The organism is Vibrio sp. Isolate22 (assembly GCF_022398115.1).
Taxonomy (GTDB): domain Bacteria; phylum Pseudomonadota; class Gammaproteobacteria; order Enterobacterales; family Vibrionaceae; genus Vibrio.
This window is the reverse complement of sequence record NZ_JAKEUW010000008.1, coordinates 1-19,160: the sequence shown is the minus strand read 5'-3', so window position 1 is coordinate 19,160 and position 19,160 is coordinate 1. Positions and strand designations below refer to the sequence as shown.

Annotated in this window: 18 protein-coding genes and 1 tRNA gene; 10 read left to right on the top strand and 9 right to left on the bottom strand. The window is 45.4% G+C overall.

Features of this window, described 5'->3' with window-relative positions; genetic code table 11:
• The first annotated feature begins 138 nt into the window (after positions 1-138).
• Positions 139-750: a TIGR04211 family SH3 domain-containing protein gene (locus tag L1D55_RS06980; RefSeq protein ID WP_004740777.1), complete on the top strand. Its 612-nt coding sequence runs from the start codon at positions 139-141 to the stop codon at positions 748-750.
• Positions 751-874: 124 nt separating this feature from the next.
• On the opposite strand, the gene L1D55_RS06975 is transcribed toward L1D55_RS06980, so the two are convergent.
• Together L1D55_RS06975 and L1D55_RS06970 are read right to left on the bottom strand one after the other, a co-directional pair.
• The gene (locus L1D55_RS06975) at positions 875-1,795 is read right to left on the bottom strand and encodes a general secretion pathway protein GspB (protein ID WP_239916962.1); all 921 of its coding nucleotides are present in this window, start codon (positions 1,793-1,795) and stop codon (positions 875-877) included.
• A complete protein-coding gene (locus tag L1D55_RS06970; protein ID WP_239916961.1) occupies positions 1,795-3,459 on the bottom strand; it encodes an ExeA family protein in 1,665 nt (554 codons plus the stop codon). The genes L1D55_RS06975 and L1D55_RS06970 overlap by 1 nt, the downstream gene beginning before the upstream one ends.
• Positions 3,460-3,495: 36 nt before the next feature.
• On the opposite strand from L1D55_RS06970, the gene L1D55_RS06965 reads away from it, so the two are divergent.
• Positions 3,496-4,812 carry a multifunctional CCA addition/repair protein gene (locus L1D55_RS06965; protein ID WP_239916960.1) on the top strand — a complete coding sequence of 439 codons (1,317 nt, stop codon included), beginning with the start codon at positions 3,496-3,498 and terminating at the stop codon, positions 4,810-4,812.
• Between the two features lie 87 nt (positions 4,813-4,899).
• Here L1D55_RS06965 and L1D55_RS06960 read toward each other — a convergent pair whose 3' ends face one another.
• The 3 genes from L1D55_RS06960 to folB are packed head-to-tail and all read right to left on the bottom strand — an operon-like array spanning position 4,900 to position 6,557.
• Positions 4,900-5,703: an undecaprenyl-diphosphate phosphatase gene (locus tag L1D55_RS06960; RefSeq protein ID WP_239916959.1), complete on the bottom strand. Its 804-nt coding sequence runs from the start codon at positions 5,701-5,703 to the stop codon at positions 4,900-4,902.
• Between the two features lie 15 nt (positions 5,704-5,718).
• A complete protein-coding gene (folK, locus tag L1D55_RS06955) occupies positions 5,719-6,201 on the bottom strand; it encodes a 2-amino-4-hydroxy-6-hydroxymethyldihydropteridine diphosphokinase (protein ID WP_004740782.1) in 483 nt (160 codons plus the stop codon).
• Positions 6,198-6,557, bottom strand: coding sequence for a dihydroneopterin aldolase (gene folB / locus L1D55_RS06950; RefSeq protein WP_102425838.1), 360 nt, complete (start codon positions 6,555-6,557; stop codon positions 6,198-6,200). The genes folK and folB overlap by 4 nt, the downstream gene beginning before the upstream one ends.
• Positions 6,558-6,695: 138 nt before the next feature.
• Between folB and plsY the strand changes: the two genes are divergently transcribed.
• The gene (plsY, locus tag L1D55_RS06945; RefSeq protein WP_239916958.1) at positions 6,696-7,292 is read left to right on the top strand and encodes a glycerol-3-phosphate 1-O-acyltransferase PlsY; all 597 of its coding nucleotides are present in this window, start codon (positions 6,696-6,698) and stop codon (positions 7,290-7,292) included.
• A gap of 43 nt (positions 7,293-7,335) precedes the next feature.
• Here plsY and L1D55_RS06940 read toward each other — a convergent pair whose 3' ends face one another.
• The gene (locus L1D55_RS06940; RefSeq protein WP_239916957.1) at positions 7,336-8,151 is read right to left on the bottom strand and encodes an alpha/beta hydrolase; all 816 of its coding nucleotides are present in this window, start codon (positions 8,149-8,151) and stop codon (positions 7,336-7,338) included.
• A gap of 105 nt (positions 8,152-8,256) precedes the next feature.
• Positions 8,257-9,273, bottom strand: coding sequence for a tRNA (adenosine(37)-N6)-threonylcarbamoyltransferase complex transferase subunit TsaD (gene tsaD / locus L1D55_RS06935; protein ID WP_239916956.1), 1,017 nt, complete (start codon positions 9,271-9,273; stop codon positions 8,257-8,259).
• 255 nt (positions 9,274-9,528) lie between these two features.
• Here tsaD and rpsU point away from each other — a divergent pair, with 255 nt between their 5' ends.
• The 6 genes from rpsU (at position 9,529) to L1D55_RS06905 (ending at position 15,749) form a co-directional block, all read left to right on the top strand.
• Positions 9,529-9,744, top strand: coding sequence for a 30S ribosomal protein S21 (rpsU, locus tag L1D55_RS06930; RefSeq protein WP_004396009.1), 216 nt, complete (start codon positions 9,529-9,531; stop codon positions 9,742-9,744).
• A gap of 25 nt (positions 9,745-9,769) precedes the next feature.
• Positions 9,770-10,213, top strand: coding sequence for a GatB/YqeY domain-containing protein (locus L1D55_RS06925; RefSeq protein ID WP_239916955.1), 444 nt, complete (start codon positions 9,770-9,772; stop codon positions 10,211-10,213).
• Positions 10,214-10,332: 119 nt separating this feature from the next.
• On the top strand, positions 10,333-12,084 hold the full coding sequence (gene dnaG / locus L1D55_RS06920; protein WP_004740788.1) for a DNA primase: 1,752 nt from the start codon (positions 10,333-10,335) through the stop codon (positions 12,082-12,084).
• 99 nt (positions 12,085-12,183) lie between these two features.
• Positions 12,184-14,028, top strand: coding sequence for an RNA polymerase sigma factor RpoD (rpoD, locus tag L1D55_RS06915; RefSeq protein WP_004740789.1), 1,845 nt, complete (start codon positions 12,184-12,186; stop codon positions 14,026-14,028).
• 163 nt (positions 14,029-14,191) lie between these two features.
• A tRNA-Ile gene (locus tag L1D55_RS06910) sits at positions 14,192-14,267 on the top strand.
• Positions 14,268-14,480: 213 nt separating this feature from the next.
• The gene (locus L1D55_RS06905) at positions 14,481-15,749 is read left to right on the top strand and encodes an O-acetylhomoserine aminocarboxypropyltransferase/cysteine synthase (protein WP_239916954.1); all 1,269 of its coding nucleotides are present in this window, start codon (positions 14,481-14,483) and stop codon (positions 15,747-15,749) included.
• A 220-nt stretch (positions 15,750-15,969) separates the two neighbouring features.
• Here the strand turns inward: L1D55_RS06905 and L1D55_RS06900 are convergent, their stop codons facing one another.
• Positions 15,970-17,568 (bottom strand): Tn7-like element transposition protein TnsE, encoded by a 1,599-nt coding sequence (locus L1D55_RS06900; RefSeq protein WP_239916953.1) that lies wholly within the window; start codon positions 17,566-17,568, stop codon positions 15,970-15,972.
• Entirely contained in the window at positions 17,526-18,974 is a 1,449-nt protein-coding gene (locus L1D55_RS06895) for a TnsD family transposase (protein WP_239916952.1), read from the bottom strand. The genes L1D55_RS06900 and L1D55_RS06895 overlap by 43 nt, the downstream gene beginning before the upstream one ends.
• Positions 18,975-18,990: 16 nt before the next feature.
• Here L1D55_RS06895 and L1D55_RS06890 point away from each other — a divergent pair.
• Positions 18,991-19,160, top strand: a 170-nt coding sequence (locus tag L1D55_RS06890) for a transposase (RefSeq protein ID WP_239917014.1), incomplete at its 3' end; no start/stop codon positions are given.

Genomic DNA, 19,160 nt, shown 5'->3' with positions numbered 1-19,160 from the left:
TGTCATTATTGACTCAAACGCACAGAAAGGGAGGCTTTGCCTCCCTTCTTTGTTGCACCGCATAAAGAAACTAAATATTATTTGCTCATTGAGGCTGACTCATCCGCCTACCCAACTTGAATCGTTAAGGGATTTACTGTGAAAAAACTGATTAGCTTAGTTTTGTTCGCAATGCTTGCGGCTCCAGCTGCCTTTGCACAAGACCGTTATATTGCTGACAAACTATTTACTTATATGCATTCTGGCCCAAACAACACCTACCGTATCATCGGCAGTGTTGATGCTGGTGAGAAGATCACTTACCTGCAAGCAAACAAGAGCACAGGTTACACTCAGATCCAAGACAACCGTGGCCGTAAAGGTTGGGTTGAGAGCAAATTTGTAAGCACAAGAGAAAGCATGGCTCTGCGCATGCCTAAGCTTGAAAAAGAACTGACAGAAGTGAAAACTAAGCTGGCTAATGCACGTCAAACAGCTGACAGCGAAAAGGCAGGCCTAGCAAGTTCTCTAGATTCTCGTAATAAACAGATTGCTGAACTTGAGCAGAACTACAGCGAGATTAGCCAACAGCTAACAAGCTCTCAAACAGAAAACCGTGAGCTACGCGCTAAGCTAGACACGCAGAAAGATGACCTACTATTGAAATACTTTATGTACGGTGGTGGTGTTGCTGGTATCGGTCTACTTCTAGGCCTTGTTCTGCCACACATCATTCCTCGTCGTAAAAAGTCACCAAACGGCTGGGCGTAAGCGTTTCGTTTGACTGTTTTGCGTTGAGCAAACTAAATTCAATCTCGAATACCAAAAAGGAGCACCTAAGTGCTCCTTTTTATTTATCACAGCATGTTATTAAAGTGCTTGTTGCAGCCTTAGGTTAGCCCTTCCACTCATACAAAGCAGGAATTTCTATCTTCTGCTGGTTAAATTCAACAACTACAGATTGCGGCTTTATCTCGAGCAATTGCACATCGTTGTCGATCCAATCTCCCTGCGACACCTCTTGCCCATTCACTTTAACCCAACGCTTGTTCTCACTGCTTGAATACATATGGGTTTGCAAGTCGAGCTTAGGTAATACACCTGACAAACTGTTAACGTGATTTTCGAGCTCGATCACTTGAGGCTCCATCTGACTTGCTGGTCGCGAATCCATTGGCTCAGGCTCATTTGGCTGCTGATCCATAATCGCTTCTAGCTTCAATGCCAAATCAGGCGGTAACTCGGTCAAGTCTAGCCCTTGCAATAGGTCGCTGTCTGATTGCTGATGATTACTTTCATTGCTGACACCAGGTTCAACTTTCGGCTCAACGAATGACGATTCAGAATCATCGACCGCTCGCGCACTGCTCTCTGCTTTGGTTACCGGCACAATTATTCCACCAGACAGTTGAGTTCTATCAGAATTAACCTGAGCATAAACCTCTTGGCGAGGTAACGATTTTAGCGTCTTGCCGGTCGGCGCTGGACGCACCACAAACAGAGGTTCATCTTCGACTTCTTCTTCGGCATTCAAATCAACCGTTTCGACATCTTTGGCTTGAACAGGCTGGGGTTCTGATTCTGAACTCGAACTAATAGCAGCTTGGTTAGCCGTTTGCTGTTGATGGTAAGATTGATACACCAAGACACCGCCTACCAACAAAGAAGGCACAAGTAAAACAAGTAGCCCCAAAGCCAACGACGAACCGCGCTTGTTGCTTATACCCTTTGCTGAACTCGGCACTTGATGGTTTTGGTAGCCCTTGAAGCTAGATTTGTCTGAGGACTGATTCAACTCATGCATAATGCGTGACATTAGCTCGCTCCTCCGCTTAATGACATTAACTTCGGAGAGTCTAGCTGAGCTAATCTTTGTAACCTTGCTAAAGTTCGTTGACCAGCAATACCGTCGACCGACATGCCCTGCCAAGTTTGAAATGCTTCGACTTTCATTTTTAATTCGTAATCAAATACATCACTACCAGATACAACCTCTCCAAGAACCTCAGAAAGCAACAAATCAAGCAAAGCAACAGCTTCCCCCTGATAACCCTCTTTTAACGTTTCTCGCAATGGCTGTTTCCAAATCGCGACATAATCACCGTGCCAGACCTTATCTAGAGATTGCTTCGGCATGACTAACAGTTTTTCGTTCACCAGTAACTCGACAGCGTCTTGTGATGCGCCATAGAGCACAGCAAACACAGGCTCTTGCTCTATATTTAAGTTCAATACCACAGGGACGCCTAACTCTAGAAGGTCATCTAAACTTGCTTGTTGTTGCTCACATACGAACACACTTTGTGGCTCACTCAGACATAAACCGTCACGCAGGGAGGATTGGTATCCCCAAAGCGTATATAAGTCCTTGATCGCTAGCGAACGGTTAGTTCCTTGCATCAAGTGTTGCTGAATATGTGCTGGCAGTGCGAACTTATCTTTTTCTAGCTCAACCTTAGGTTCATCGGCGACTAACGAACGCTGCATTTTTACTGAGCTTAGTGTTTGGGCTTCATTCGAGGGCTGGATTGTTAGCCACGAATCAATGTAGGTTGGAGCGAAGTGAAAGGTTGCCATCGCAAACGCAACACTCAAGGTAGTAGCACTCGCGTATTTAACTAGTTTTGGTAGCGCGCTCGCTACTCGAGGCTTTTCGACATGATAAACCTCGGCTTGAAACGCCATGATCTGCTGACACGCTTTGTTGACCGTGTCATTGCTCGGTGTTGGCTCTCCATCATGAAACGCTAGCTGCAGCGCCTTATCACACACCAAGTTAATCAACCTTGGAATACCATGAGTATATTGAGCGATCAACTTAACGGAACGATTCGAAAACAGCATCTGCCCGCCACCAGCCGTCTCTAAACGAAACGCGATGTACTTACCGGTCTCTTGAATGTTGAGAGGCAACAAATGGTAACGCCCAGTAATACGCTGCGCTAATTGACGCAATTGCGTGGTCTGCAGGTGCTGTTGTAATTCAGGTTGACCAACCAGCAATACTTTTAATAGCTTACGGCTGTCAGTTTCCAAGTTCGTTAAAAGTCGTAGCTGTTCCAACACATCGGCAGCTAAGTGCTGAGCTTCATCTATCACCAATAAGGTTTGAATACCTTCCGCATGGCTATCCAGTAAGAAATAGTGAATCGCCTGACTCAGCTGTTTGAGTGATGCCTGCTGCGGATAGTCGATCTCGAACTCATCACAGATAGCTTCAAGCAAATCAGTATTGGAAAATGTAGGGTTGAGTATAAGGCCAGCTTGAGTGTGGCTATCAAGGGAGGACAACATCGCCTTAGCGACCGTTGTTTTACCGGTTCCCACCTCACCAGTGAGCATTGCAAAGCCCCCACCCTCGCCTAAACCGGCTTGTAGGTTCTGCATCGCCTCTTGGTGGCGCTGACTCAAAAACAAGTAGCGAGAATTTGGTACAATCGAAAATGGCATCTCAACGAAGCCAAAATATTCCTTATACATGTGCTGCCCTATAATTACGATTAATGGAAAGTACCATTGCTTGCCGTAAAGTCCAGCAGTGATAAAACATTTCGAGGTGATAAGTTGCAAATATACGATAGCCTACCAAAAGAGAATGGGCTACAGCGCTATCTAGTCGGTGGAGCGGTGCGAGATAAGCTACTCAATATTGATAGCTACGATAAAGATTGGGTAGTCGTTGGCAGTACCCCTCAAGAGATGGAAAGCCTTGGCTTCACTGCAGTGGGTAAAGACTTCCCTGTATTCTTGCACCCCAAAACCAAGGAAGAGCACGCACTGGCGCGCACAGAGAGAAAATCAGGATCTGGTTACACAGGCTTCGAATGTTACTTCGCACCAGATGTTAGCCTAGAAGAAGATCTCATGCGTCGCGATCTAACGATCAACGCCATCGCTCAAGATGATACCGGCAACCTTCACGATCCTTACCACGGCCAGCAAGATCTCTCCGATCGTATTCTTAGACACGTGTCCGATGCCTTTGTCGAAGATCCACTTCGAGTACTGCGAGTTGCGCGCTTCGCAGCCAAGCTTCACCATCTCGGTTTTACCGTCGCACCTGAAACCATGGCCATGATGGCGACGATCGTTGAATCAGATGAACTTGCTCACCTTACTGCTGAACGAGTGTGGCAAGAGTGGCACAAATCACTCAGTACGCCACATCCGGAAGTGTTCCTATCAGTGTTGAGAGAGTGCGGTGCATTAGCGGTTGTTTTGCCAGAGATTGACGCTCTATTTGGTGTTCCTCAACCGGAAAAGTGGCACCCTGAGATCGACACGGGTATCCATACTCTGATGGTGGCTCAGCAAGCTGCGCTATTAAGCCCATCGCTGCCGGTACGCTTTGCCGCTCAAGTGCATGACTTAGGTAAAGGCGTGACACCACAAGCTGAATGGCCAAGCCATAAGATGCACTGCCACACAGGTGTTAAGATCATAAAAAAACTGTGTGAACGAGTGAGAGTGCCTAATGAATTCAGAGACCTCGCACTATTAGTATGTGAGCAGCACTCAAACATTCATCGTGCGGCTGAGCTAAAGCCAACCACCTTCCTCAAGGTTCTCAACAAGTTCGATGTTTGGCGCAAACCAGATCGCCTTAACGACATCTTGCTATGCTGCCAAGCTGACCACGCAGGCCGCAAAGGGTTAGAAGATCAGCCTTACCCTCAAAAGGCTCGTTTTGAAGCGGCCTATCAAGCGGCGCTGCAAGTTGAAGTAAAAGCAATCATTGCCGATGGCTTTAAAGGTAAAGATATTCGAGAAGAGCAAGAGAAGCGCAGAGCAGTAGCCATTGAAGGCGCGCTATCAGAACTCACTCATAGTTGATCTTCAATCTGCTAGTAAGCACGTATTAAAAAGCCCGCAGTTAAGCGGGCTTTTTCAATTCTACGACGAGACTGTTATCAGCGCCTGTTACTGCATCATTAAGAAAACAAACAGACCACAACCTAGGATTAGGCGGTAGATAACAAACGGTGTCATGCCCATGCGTGAGATAAGCTTCAAGAAGAAGTGAATACAGATGTAAGCGCTGATGAAAGACACCGCAATACCTGTTAGCAATGTGCCCACATGGATTGGATCGCCGCTGGTCACCAGCTTAAGACCCAAGTACCCACCAGCTAAAGTGATGATTGGGATAGACATTAGGAAAGAGAATCGAGCTGCCGCTTCACGAGTAAAGCCAAGGTAAAGTGCTGCTGTAATTGTAGCGCCTGAACGAGAGGTACCAGGAATGATTGCCATGGCTTGAGCAAGACCAATGAACAACGCTTTTTTCCAACCTGCCTGGTACTCATCATCACGTAGGCTTGAGTTCTTATCTACCCACCACAACAACAGACCAAACACGATTGTCGTTGTCGCAATCACCCATGCACTGCGCAGGTAAAGCTCAACAATGTCCTTCATCAGCAGGCCAAATATACATGCAGGAATCGTCGCAAGGATGATCATCCATGCCAATTTAGCTTCTTTGCTGCGGTCGCCCTTAAACACTGAGCCAAAGAATGCACTCAACAACGAAATCACTTCTTTACGGAAGTAGATCACGACCGCGGCCAGAGTACCGACATGGACCGCGACATCAAAAGCCAAGCCCTGATCTTCCCATCCTAAAACCGCAGATGGAAGGATCAAGTGTGCCGAACTGGAAATAGGTAAAAACTCAGTAAAGCCTTGCACCAACGCCAATATAAACGCTTCAAAATAACTCATTACTTACCTTTAAAATTATAGTTTTATATCTACGACAGAGAGCGAGTCTAGCTGCTGCATCTTCTGCCATATTTCACTGACGGTTCTTCCGTCTTGCGGGATCACTCTCGCAGGACAAAGATCATAAAGTGGTTGTGTTACAAAAGGATATTTATAGATATCACTGCGCGGTAACTCTGGAGCAGACTCAGATATCTCATCGCCAAACAGCACAATATCAAGATCCAAATTTCGGTCCTGAAGTTTGTGTGCATCTTGCGCACGCCCCCATTTATACTCAATTTTACGAAGTTCTTGTGAAAATTCAGTCAATGAAAGTGGCGTGTCGAGCTCTATCACAAAGTTATAAAATGGATGGCTATTAAAACCAACAGGCTCACAGTGATAGATTTTAGAGCATTTAAGGTTAGTCCCTAACGATTGAAGCTCTGTCCATGCCACCCTTGCATGCTTGTCGCGGTCTATGTTCGTGCCAACACCAACATAGGCGATGGTCATGCTTGACCTCGTTCGATGATCACACCCACCGCTTTTGCTTGAGGAACCGCACCAGGCTTCGCTAAGTGGATTTTAACCCAAGGAACAGAGAACTGAGTCATAATAAGCTCTGCGACTTCTTCAGCAACACGCTCTACTAGTAGAAAACGGCCATTCGCAATGTGATCAAGTACTGCAGTGCTCACTTTCGAATAATCCAAAGCATCAACCACATCATCACTCTTGCCTGCTGGGCGGTTGTCATGAGCCATTTCAATATCAAGCACCAGTTTTTGTTTGATCTCTTGCTCCCAATCGTAAACACCGATCGTTGTAATTACTTCTAGCTGCTCAATGAAAACTTTATCCAGTGCCATGACTTGTCCTTTTAGAGGTCGGATACCCAAATTTGGGAAAAAAACGTATTATTTGCGTAATTCGAGATATGATATCAATTACTCTTGGATTGAGCATTATTTTCCCATCGTTAGGCGTATAACCGTTAAAGGACAGACATGACCCCATTGGCACTTATCATGATCATTGCTGCCTATTTGCTAGGTTCAATCTCTAGTGCGGTCTTGATATGCCGAGTCTTAAGGCTGCCAGATCCCAGAACAGTGGGCTCCAACAACCCAGGTGCGACCAATGTATTACGTGTCGGTGGCAAAGGCGCTGCAGCAGCAGTATTACTCTGTGACATGTTAAAAGGCACCATTCCAGTCTGGCTTGGTTACTTTCTCGGTATCGACTCAATCATCTTAGGTATCGTTGCGATTGCAGCTTGTCTTGGCCATATGTACCCGATCTTTTTCCACTTTAGAGGTGGTAAAGGCGTCGCAACGGCACTGGGTGCTATCGCTCCAATTGGATTCGACCTAACCGGAATGATCATGGCAACTTGGCTAGTAGTCGCACTTTTGTTTCGATACTCGTCTCTGGCTGCATTGGTGACCGTGCTGCTTGCCCCTTTCTACGCTTGGTTAGTCAAACCTCAATACACCCTACCCGTAGCTATGCTGTGTTGCTTGATCGTGCTGCGTCATCACCAGAACATCCGCCGCCTACTGGACGGCAGTGAACCAAAACTCGGACAAAAAAAATCGGCTTAACCTTAATTTAAAGTTAAGCCGACCATTTTGAGCGATAGGTAAACTACAGCAGGTGCTTACCTAAAAACTCTTTCAGCATAGTATTTACAAACTCTGGCTGCTCTAGCGAGCTAATATGTCCCGCGCCAGGGATCACCACTAATTCACTACCCGAAATACAATCATGCATCAGGTAAGATTCAAGTACTGGGCGTGGTTTGTCTTCTTGCCCGACAGCAACCAATACAGGTAGCGCAAAGTTCTCAATCGTTTCAATCATGTCACGACGTCCAAACACCATACGACCAATTCGAGCGACTTGTTCTGCTTGCTCGCCCTGTAATGCCGATAGCTGTTGAGTAAAGCCTTCAACCAAAGCTGGCGTGTTAGTTTGTGCATCATTAGCAAAGAACAGTGGCACAACCGCTTCAACAATCGGTTGAGGAACCATCTTAGTTTGAGAAATCGTATCTAGCATGCTGAAGTACTTCGCGTGTGCGACTTCTGGCTCTAAGCCGACGAAAGTGTCCATCAGTACCAAAGATTTGATACGTGACGGTGCTAGCTCCGCAAGCTCTGTGCCCCACATACCACCAACCGATAAACCCACCACAGAAAACTCTTCGATGTTCAAATGGTCAAGCAGTGCCAAAACATGTTGAGCGTAGTCTTTTAGGTTGCGCATTGCGTTCGGTGCCGCTTGAGACTCACCATGAGACCAAAGCTCAGGCACAATACAACGGTACTGAGATTTTAATGCTTCAACCTGAGGCTTCCACATCCCACTATCCCATAGGTAGCTGTGTCCTAGAACAACAACTGGGCCTTCGCCTTCATCTAGGTACGCCATCGATTGATTATCTACAGTGAACTTGTTCATCTTCTTCCCTAATCTCTATCAGCAATTATTTATCAACATATAGTCGGTAAGCTAAGATATAAAAACGGCCGCACAAGGCGACCGTTTATCGAAACATTTTGATGTCTACGCAATTGGCTCTAATTGGTCAATCGGCCAACGCGGTGTGGCTTGAACTGAAAGATCTGCAGTCTCACCATTTTTCAGGCGCTGCATACCGGCATAAGCGATCATCGCACCGTTATCAGTACAGAATTCAGTGCGCGGGTAGTACACCTCGCCACCAATCTTCTTAGCAAGTGCTTCAAGTTCAACACGCAGTTGTTTGTTTGCACTTACGCCACCAGCAATCACTATACGTTTCATGCCCGTCTGTTCCAAGGCACGCTTACACTTGATTACCAAGGTGCCACAAACCGCCTCTTGGAACGCATACGCGATGTCGGCACGAGTTTGTTCGCTATCGTCATTGTCACGAATCGTGTTCGCAGCAAAGGTTTTTAAGCCCGAAAAGCTCATATCCAAGCCCGGACGATCCGTCATTGGACGCGGGAACTTAAAACGGCCAGGCGTGCCTTTTTCTGCAAGTCGAGATAGCAAAGGACCGCCAGGGTAATCTAAGCCCATCAGCTTCGCTGTTTTATCAAACGCTTCACCTGCCGCATCATCAATCGACTCACCAAGGATCTTGTATTCACCAATGCCTTTCACTTCGACCATCATGGTGTGACCACCAGAAACAAGCAGAGCGACAAATGGGAACGGCGGTGGGTTATCTTCTAGCATTGGCGCAAGAAGGTGACCTTCCATGTGGTGAACTGGCACAGCTGGTACGTCCCAAGCGTAAGCAATGCTGCGACCAATGGTTGCACCAACAAGCAGCGCACCAACAAGGCCAGGGCCAGCCGTGTAAGCAACACCATCGATGTCTTTAGAGGTTAGGTTTGCCTCTTTAAGAGCCGCTTTGATTAGCGGAATTGTTTTCTTCACGTGATCACGTGATGCCAGCTCAGGTACTACACCACCGTAATCGGCGTGCAGCTTTACTTGGCTGTATAATTGATGAGAAAGCAGGCCCTGCTCATCATCATAAATTGCGATTCCTGTTTCATCACAAGAGGTTTCAATACCAATAATGCGCATAATTTTCTCGGCACGCTTTCGTCTAAAATGGGAAATTAGCGCAATATTACCCTGCCTAAGCTCTTCAAACAAATATTGTACAGACTATAATCGACAAAGTGCTTTACAAAGCCACTCTGATCGGATTAAAATTCCGCACCATTTTTGATCAAGCTGGTTAGAGACCACACTTAATCGAAAGTTGTCTACGGATAATTTTTCTGATTTGGTCATCAGTAGCCAGCGATAATGAATAACCCCTGAGGTGAAAGGCATATGCCAATAGTTAAAGTACGTGAAAACGAACCGTTCGACGTTGCACTACGTCGTTTCAAGCGCTCTTGTGAAAAAGCAGGTATCCTTTCTGAAGTTCGCCGTCGCGAGCACTACGAAAAGCCAACTACAGTTCGCAAACGCGCTAAAGCAGCAGCTCAAAAGCGTCACGCTAAGAAGCTAGCTCGCGAAAACGCACGTCGCGTTCGCCTGTACTAATAACTTAATCCATAAGGACTGAGTTATGGCTCTTATTGAACAACTCAAAGAAGAGCAAAAATTAGCGATGAAAGCCAAGGACAAACCGCGCCTTGGCACTATCCGTTTAGCTCTTGCTGCTGTAAAGCAACGTGAAGTCGACGAACAGATTACTCTGAGCGATGACGACATTCTTGCTGTACTAGTAAAAATGGTTAAACAACGTCGCGATTCTGTTGCTCAATATGAATCAGCTGGTCGTCAAGATCTTGCTGACGTGGAACAAGCAGAAATTGCTGTACTTGAAGGCTTTATGCCTCAACCGCTTACTGAAGAAGAAGTAATCGCACTACTTGATAGCGCAATTTCAGAAGCTCAACCTGCGGGCATGCAAGACATGGGTAAAGTAATGGCTATCTTGAAACCACAAATTCAAGGGCGTGCAGATATGGGTAAAGTTAGTGGTTTAGTTCGTTCTAAACTCGCTTAATCCCAAATCAAATTGCAACAAGCCGTGCAATCCTTCGGAACGCACGGCTTGTTTGTATCTGTAACCCATTCAAACTATTATTATCCACACTCTCAGTTAGTGCATTTTTCTAAGGTTTTATGGCAGGACACATCCCGCGCAGTTTCATCGATGATCTCCTAGCACGTCTCGACATTGTCGACATCATAGACGCACGCGTGAAACTTAAGAAAAAAGGCAAAAACTACGGCGCTTGTTGTCCGTTTCATAACGAAAAGACCCCCTCTTTTAGCGTAAGCCAAGAGAAACAGTTTTATCACTGTTTTGGTTGTGGCGTACACGGCAACGCCATCGACTTCATTATGGAGTTCGAACGTCTTGAATTCGTTGAAGCTATTGAAGAGCTCGCCTCTTTCTTAGGGCTCGATGTTCCAAGAGAACAACGTAGCGGTGAGATCTCTACCGCACCAAGAGCCAACACTGAACAAAAACGTAACCTCTATGATTTGATGGGCGGCATTAGCCAGTTCTATCGTTCTCAGCTAAAAATAGCAGCCAATAAACCTGCGATTGAGTACCTTAAAAATCGTGGCCTATCGGGCGAAATCGTCCAGAAGTTTGGCATTGGTTACGTGGCCGATGAGTGGGACTTAGTTCGTAAGAACTTCGGCCAACAAAAAGAAGCCCAAGACATGCTCGTGACCGGCGGCATGTTGATCGAGAATGATAAAGGTAACCGATACGACCGATTCCGTGGCCGTGTCATGTTCCCGATTCGAGATCGTCGTGGTCGTGTAATTGGTTTTGGTGGTCGTGTCTTAGAAGACGGCACACCAAAATACCTAAACTCACCAGAGACGCCTATCTTCCATAAAGGCAAAGAGCTGTATGGCCTTTATGAAGTATTGCAGGCATACCGTGAACCGCCTCAAGTCCTTGTGGTTGAAGGTTACATGGATGTCGTGGCGCTTGCGCAATATGGTGTAGATTACTCGGTGGCTTCACTAGGCACTTCAACAACCGGTGACCACATTCAAATGCTGTTTAGACAAACCAGCACTGTGGTTTGTTGCTACGATGGTGACCGAGCTGGTAAAGAGGCCGCATGGCGCGCTCTAGAAAATGCACTTGAGTACCTGAAAACAGGTAACACACTCAAGTTTCTGTTCTTGCCCGATGGTGAAGACCCAGATAGCTATATTAGAGAACATGGTAAAGCCGCTTTTGAGCAGCTCGTCCAAAATGCAACGCCACTATCGACCTATTTGTTCGACAACCTGATAGAAATACACAAACTTAACTTGGGCACAACCGAAGGAAAATCGGCACTGCGTGCGCACGCAAGCGCCTTAATTAATAAAATTCCTGACAGTTATTTCCAAGAGTTGCTCGAAAAATTATTGGATGAACGAACTGGATTTGATAACCAACTGAGACGTGCTCGTGTTCATACACAGAACCCGACACCTCAACCGCATAAAGAGCTCAAGCGAACTCCAATGCGTGAAGTTATCGCTTTGCTTATCCAAAATCCGAGCTATGCTGATATGGTACCGGATTTATCAAGTGTCAAAGGCTTACCATTGCCTGGACTAAGTTTATTCGTCGAAGTACTTGATAAATGCCACGCGCATCCCCATATCAACACCGGCCAGTTATTAGAGCACTGGCGAGATAATAAACATGAGGCTCTTCTGTCTCGTCTCGCGAGCTGGGAAATCCCCCTCGACGAAGACAATCAAGAAGACATATTTTTAGACTCATTGGACAAAATACTTGCCCAGTGCGTTGAAAAACAAATTGAAAACCTGCAGGCCAAAGCAAGAAGTGTCGGTTTATCAGCCGAAGAAAAAAGGGAGCTACTAGCTTTAATGCTAGATCTAAAAGCGTAACCCTGTTTGATTAGTCAGCATTTAATAAATTTGTTAACATAATTGGTTTGCATTTGAGAATGCAACGTCCTTCACCAGACCTGAAGTTGGATATCATCTATGGATCAAAATCCGCAGTCACAGCTTAAATTACTTGTTATTAAAGGCAAGGAACAAGGCTATCTGACCTACGCCGAAGTAAACGACCACCTACCTGCAGAAATCGTGGATTCTGAACAGGTAGAAGACATCATTCAAATGATTAACGACATGGGCATCAAAGTAGTTGAAACTGCACCTGATGCTGATGATCTAGCGCTTAATGATGATGATGCCAATATAGATGAAGACGCAGCCGAAGCTGCAGCTGCTGCGCTTTCAAGCGTAGAAAGCGAGATTGGCCGTACTACTGACCCAGTTCGCATGTACATGCGTGAAATGGGTACAGTTGAACTACTGACTCGTGAAGGCGAAATCGACATTGCGAAACGCATTGAAGATGGTATCAACACCGTTCAACTATCTGTTGCTGAGTACCCAGGTACTATTCCATACATCTTGGAACAGTTTGACCGTGTACAAGCAGAAGAGATTCGCTTAACAGACCTAATCAACGGCTTCGTTGACCCAGATGACGATGGCACCGCTGCACCAACAGCAACTCACATCGGTTCAGAACTTGCTGAAACTGATCTGGATGACGAAGACGCAGAAGACGTTGATGATGAAGCTGAAGAGGAAGAAGAAGATACAGGTATCGACCCTGAGCTTGCTCTTGAGAAGTTCACAGCGCTTCGTACTAGCTACCAAAACCGTCAGCTAGCGATCAACGAATACGGCCATGAAAGCCCGAAAGCAATGCTTGCAACAACAATGATGCAAGACGTATTCAAAGAGTTCCGCCTAACACCAAAACAGTTTGATTACCTAGTAAACGAACTGCGTAACTCTATGGATCGTGTGCGTACTCAAGAACGCCTAATCATGCGTCAAACGGTTGAGTACGGCAAAATGCCGAAGAAATCTTTCATTGCTCTATTTACTGGCAACGAATCAAGCGAAGCATGGTTAGATGAAGTTCTTGCTTCTGATAAGCCATACGCAGAAAAGATCAAACGTCACGAAGGTGATATTCGTCGTTCAATCCAGAAACTGGACATGATCGAGAAAGAGACCTCTCTGACTGTTCAAAGCATCAAAGATATCAGCCGTCGTATGTCTATCGGTGAAGCGAAAGCTCGTCGTGCGAAGAAAGAGATGGTTGAAGCGAACTTACGTCTAGTAATCTCGATTGCTAAGAAGTACACAAACCGTGGTCTACAATTCCTGGATCTAATCCAAGAAGGTAACATCGGCCTGATGAAAGCGGTTGATAAGTTTGAATACCGTCGTGGTTACAAGTTCTCGACTTACGCTACATGGTGGATCCGTCAAGCAATCACTCGTTCGATTGCCGACCAAGCTCGTACTATCCGTATTCCGGTTCACATGATCGAAACGATCAACAAACTAAACCGTATCTCTCGTCAAATGCTACAAGAGATGGGTCGTGAACCACTTCCGGAAGAGCTGGCTGAGCGCATGCAAATGCCTGAAGACAAGATCCGTAAAGTACTGAAAATTGCTAAAGAGCCAATCTCTATGGAGACACCAATCGGTGACGACGAAGATTCGCATCTAGGTGATTTCATCGAGGATACAACGCTAGAACTACCTCTAGACTCTGCAACGGCAACCAGCCTACGCGGTGCAACTAAAGACGTTCTTGCAGGCCTAACACCTCGTGAAGCTAAAGTACTGCGTATGCGTTTCGGTATCGACATGAACACTGACCATACTCTTGAAGAAGTTGGTAAGCAGTTCGACGTAACTCGTGAACGTATCCGTCAGATCGAAGCAAAAGCACTACGTAAACTACGTCACCCAAGCCGTTCAGAAACTCTGCGTAGCTTCCTAGACGAGTAATCACACGCATTGATGTGATTAGCTTTTAAGCATAATTAAGAAAAGGTGAGCTATGGCTCACCTTTTTTGTACCTGTGTGATTTAAGTGGCTAAGATGTAAGCGGAATTGCCCCTCATAGTGTCTAGACACCACTGAATGCTTCCCCTATAATCTATGCCCTACGGCCCCTTAGCTCAGTGGTTAGAGCGCACGACTCATAATCGTTCGGTCCCCAGTTCAAATCTGGGAGGGGCCACCAAATTAGAAAAGCCAGAACAGTTCCGCTGCTCTGGCTTTTTGCTTTTCTAAGCTCGCTATTCTTTATGCCCTACTCATTTCAATACATCCCTGAATGAGTGAACTCCACAGTACACAATGCCAATTGCCTCTCTGTGACTAAGCTTACTTTTCTTTTATAAAAAAATCGGCAATATGGTTGTACATAAATCGCTCAATCATTCAGGGAAGAAACATGAAAGACGAAACTCTCTCGATTCACTTCGGCTACGAAACCGATCCAACCACGAAATCCGTTGCTACCCCTATCTACCAAACTGTCGCCTATGAATTTGACGATGCACAGCATGGCGCTGATCTGTTCAACCTAGAAGTACCAGGCAATATTTACACCCGCATTATGAACCCAACCAACGATGTGTTGGAAAAACGTATGGCTGCGCTAGAAGGCGGGATCGCAGGCTTGGTTGTGAGTGCGGGCAGCGCGGCAATCAACTATGCGATTCAGACATTGGCGCAAATCGGTGACAACATCGTCTCAACACCTCAGCTTTACGGTGGTACTTACACTTTGTTTGCTCACATGCTGCCAAACCAAGGGATTGAAGTTCGTTTTGCCAAAGACGACAAACCAGAAAGCTTGGCTGAGCTAATCGATGAAAAAACCAAAGCGGTTTACTGTGAGAGTATCGGTAACCCTGCAGGTAATATCATCGATTTAGAGCGTGTTGCTGAGCTTGCCCACGCGCAAGGTGTCCCTGTGATTGTCGACAACACAGTAGCGACGCCGGTTTTGTGTAAGCCTATTGAATTTGGTGCTGATATCGTGGTGCACTCGCTGACAAAATACGTGGGTGGTCACGGTACAACATTGGGTGGTGTGATTATCGATTCAGGTAAGTTCCCTTGGGCAGAGCACAAAGATCGATTCCCGGTCTTTAATCAGCCAGAGCCCTCTTACCACGGTGTGGTGTACACAGAAGCCTTTGGTGAGGCCGCCTTTATTGGCCGAGCACGAACAGTGCCATTGCGGAATACTGGTGCAGCCTTGTCACCAATTAATGCCTTCATGCTGATGCAAGGCTTAGAAACGTTGTCGTTACGTATGGAGCGCCATACAGAGAACGCATTGAAAGTGGCGGAGTATCTCAGCCAACATGAGAAAGTCAGCTGGGTAAGTTACGCTGGCTTACCTAGTTCAGAGTTCTACCCGCTTGCTGAAAAGTACATGCAAGGTAAGCCATCGGCGATTCTATCTTTTGGCTTAAAGGATGGATATGAAGCAGGTGTTCGCTTCTATGACGCGCTACAAATATTCAAACGCTTGGTAAACATTGGGGATGCAAAATCTCTGGCTTGTCACCCAGCTTCGACAACGCACCGTCAGCTAAGCGAAGCTGAACAGAAACAAGCTGGAGTATCACCAGAGATGATTCGCTTATCAGTCGGTATTGAACACATCGAAGATATCCTCGCAGACCTAGAGCAAGCTCTTAACGCCTAAGTATTATAATCTGAATGTAGATTTACTAAATAGCACGCACAAAAAAGCCCATCATGATGATGGGCTTTCGTCTTGTGAGAGAGGAATAAAGTTTCATACTAAAAATTTTCTAAAGCCGCATTGTGCAATGAGGTTGCGGTTTTAGTAAAAAAATAAAGTATCATACTAGATAGAAAGAAATGGCTCTACTTCGTAAAAATCGAAGTATTAAAGTATCATACTAATAATCTAACCATCCCATAAACCATCCTGCCCATTTATCAATATCAGCAGGGTCGATACAACCTTTGTGTTTACAAGGAGGATGAGAGATTCCCTTGAAGTTACCATCTCCACAAATTAGAGAGATATAATCGCGCGGCCAAGCAAGCGACTTCTTGAGCAGTCGAACTTCTAACTCAGCGATCTGCTCAAGCAACGCTACATTATCTTTTAACTTTAATACCATGGTCGATATCGAATTCTTCGCATCAGAGGTATCAACTTCAACAAAATGATACACCTGCCCATGATAAGTAACTTTGACGACAGCCATACACCTCGGATTAGCATCATCCGCCATCATGTGTTTGGTACATCGTGCCAATTTAGGCAATTTTCTCAGCGGATGGCGGTACGTTTGACATCCGTAATTAAATTCCAAACGATCAATCACCTGAAAGAAAGTCTCAAATTTACTTGCATACAGATGAGCGTCATCACTTTCGTCATTCAAAACGTCATAATCAGCACCGGCAATTGTACCTGTAGCATTATCACCATTTGGAGATAACTTATTGGGAAGTTGTTCATTGGAATCACTATCATCGGGCTTTCCGCGATTAGCCTTCCGAGTTTTATCAGTTACTCGATTAGTCTTGAATGGCTTACGAAATGACAAGCCAACTGATTCTGTATCTAAAACAACACGTTTTTTATCGGGGTCAGCCTCTTCCTTATCATCAAGTTCGTGCTCTTCCGGACGTTTAGGCCGACCTGAATTAGCTCCGCCACCTTGACCAGTTACCTGCCTTTTGAAATCAGGGTGATAAAAATCTAGCTCATCAGGCATACTCGATGGCAAACCTTCCACCCTTCTAATTTCCCATATAAAAAAGCTGTTACTGTTCCAATCATGCCACCCTGACACTTCTAGTTTTGTTCTATTTAAGCAAGGAGGTGTAAAAGAGAAATCCCAAAATTTATACTGTCCATTGGATGTATACTCTCTCATCATTGTCTGGTGAATACTTTCAAATGAAGTTCGAGCCTCAGGGTCCATCAATATCCAACTTAAGAATCGTCGTGAACGTTCATCATTAAAAGCGGCAATCGGGTAGCTAGAACTTGGCATCACATCAATCTGCCAATGCCCGTTTATATTGGTGATATTGAAATCTGATGACAGTTTTCCGTGTTCCAAACAGATTCTGGACATATAGTTATCATGTAGAAAAAGAACACGTGCCAATTCAAGCTGAGGTAGGAAAACAGTTGGACCATCAGGCACATCAAATTCAAAGCACCACTGTTCAGAATTGTGCCCGTTCCCCATTGAACGAAAAGCAGGGCAGTCCCTTAAACGCTTTCTTCCCCACAGCTGAGCATCCCTAATGGTAAAAGTTAACTGTCTTCCTTTTAGCTGATTAGACTGATTGGCACTCAATGATTTGTAGCGTCGAATCAATGGAACACCAGCAATGGGTATTGATGGACGATCAAGTTTTTTTGAAAAGCTGAGGTTAACTCCCCAAAACACATTGCTATTTTTCTTAAACAGCGAACCAACGCCCAACACTAACGCATCTTCTGGGATGTGCTTAAATCTGTAATCGCCCATATACCTTCCGTTATTCCTGTTAAAAAACATCTAGCCAGTGGAGTTAAACGCTCTTTACTCAGTCCAGAGCCTCGCAGTAAACGCCACCGTTCAATCTGAATATTTTGTAAATAGAGTGAGATGTACTGATTGCTCAATCGTCGAATTTGGTATTGAGCAACCGATTCAGAATACTTGGCAAGAAACTGCTTAGTTAAAGGTAGATACCGAAATTTCCTCTCTGGCATTGCACCCAGCTTTAGTTTTGACAGCAAGAAAGTACTCGTCATACGGGGAGAATAATCATCTTGTTCACACTCCTGTCGTAACTGACATAATCGACGAACTAGCGAACGATCTCTCTTAGGCCAATCTACTCGCCTATCTTCATAAATGATCGGATGCTCATAGCGTCGGTTAATTTTCATCAGCCATTCGTAATCATGTCGGTACAACCACATATACAAACCTTGCGAACCATGTAATCGAGCATGTTTGCACCCGCACCCTTTCAACAGCTTCAGCCATTGAGTTCTTTTGCCTCTATTAATCTGCTTCTGCAAAACCACTAGATGGACATTTCTTTGCTTTTGCGGGTAACGCTTTACATTAGCCAAGATGTCAGATGGTGAAATATCTCGGTCTAGTAAACTGGACTGAATGATCAGGTGTTGTATAAAGCTGAAGGATTTTCGGTGCTTTCGTAAAATAGTTCTGGACCAGCAGGTATCTCGCTTCGTCAGTGTAAGTTGGTTATCCGACAACCAACCTCTACTCCAGAACGAATGGATACGCTCCCGAACTTCATCATGTTTTACATTGGAACCTCTGTTACAACCGGCTAGCACGACTAAATCATGGTAATAGCAGCTCCATTGATGAGAAGTTGGTGATGTTTGTGGTTCCATTTGCAGAAGTTGTTCGACAACATGGCTAATGCGTAAAGCTTCTTTTTTATGATGCCTTAATGGTCTGTCATCTGGTGTTGTGTCCGCTGCATAAAATTCATGCCGATGTTCGTAGCGTGGTTGAATAGAAAATTCATACAAAGGGGTGGAGTGTTTTTGGCACCATGTAGCTCCTGACACTTGCCAGCCACGTATCCAATACCGCTCTCCATATTGGGCTAGTTGCTCATCAAAACACTGGGGACAATATCTGAGTAACTTCGGCTGCTTAACAATTGAAGCAGCAATTCCGAAAACCAAGTGTATGAGCCCTTTGGATTGATTTGCCATCCAGCGCATGCCGGCCTGTCTTTTGCTTTCTTCAATAAAAGGCGCATAAATAGGGAAAAGCGTGTGCTGGTATATCAGTGAAGCAGCCGTAATATTCAAAACTGATGGATATTGCCCGGAAATTTGGGCTTTGTTGCGTAATTCAATGGAACTAAATCCAGAACCTACGATCTGATCAGCTACCTCCACTCTCTCTCGTAGTCCTATGCCTAAGCCTCGTTACAAAACAACCAACTGGAAGCAATACAACCAATCACTCATTAACCGTGGTTCTCTGACCTTTTGGATTGATGAAGAAGCAATAAGCGGGTGGGCGCAAAGCAAACAGAATAAGCGTGGGAGGCCGCGTCGGTTCAGTGATTTAGCTATCACGAC

Bases quoted from the DNA above. Each gene is read 5' to 3' on its own strand.
- L1D55_RS06975 (WP_239916962.1), bottom strand. From the start codon at position 1,795: ATGTCACGCATTATGCATGAGTTGAATCAGTCCTCAGACAAATCTAGC.
- L1D55_RS06970 (WP_239916961.1), bottom strand. From the start codon at position 3,459: ATGTATAAGGAATATTTTGGCTTCGTTGAGATGCCATTTTCGATTGTA.
- L1D55_RS06960 (WP_239916959.1), bottom strand. From the start codon at position 5,703: ATGAGTTATTTTGAAGCGTTTATATTGGCGTTGGTGCAAGGCTTTACT.
- folK (WP_004740782.1), bottom strand. From the start codon at position 6,201: ATGACCATCGCCTATGTTGGTGTTGGCACGAACATAGACCGCGACAAG.
- folB (WP_102425838.1), bottom strand. From the start codon at position 6,557: ATGGCACTGGATAAAGTTTTCATTGAGCAGCTAGAAGTAATTACAACG.
- plsY (WP_239916958.1), top strand. From the start codon at position 6,696: ATGACCCCATTGGCACTTATCATGATCATTGCTGCCTATTTGCTAGGT.
- L1D55_RS06940 (WP_239916957.1), bottom strand. From the start codon at position 8,151: ATGAACAAGTTCACTGTAGATAATCAATCGATGGCGTACCTAGATGAA.
- tsaD (WP_239916956.1), bottom strand. From the start codon at position 9,273: ATGCGCATTATTGGTATTGAAACCTCTTGTGATGAAACAGGAATCGCA.
- rpsU (WP_004396009.1), top strand. From the start codon at position 9,529: ATGCCAATAGTTAAAGTACGTGAAAACGAACCGTTCGACGTTGCACTA.
- L1D55_RS06925 (WP_239916955.1), top strand. From the start codon at position 9,770: ATGGCTCTTATTGAACAACTCAAAGAAGAGCAAAAATTAGCGATGAAA.
- dnaG (WP_004740788.1), top strand. From the start codon at position 10,333: ATGGCAGGACACATCCCGCGCAGTTTCATCGATGATCTCCTAGCACGT.
- rpoD (WP_004740789.1), top strand. From the start codon at position 12,184: ATGGATCAAAATCCGCAGTCACAGCTTAAATTACTTGTTATTAAAGGC.
- L1D55_RS06905 (WP_239916954.1), top strand. From the start codon at position 14,481: ATGAAAGACGAAACTCTCTCGATTCACTTCGGCTACGAAACCGATCCA.
- L1D55_RS06900 (WP_239916953.1), bottom strand. From the start codon at position 17,568: ATGGGCGATTACAGATTTAAGCACATCCCAGAAGATGCGTTAGTGTTG.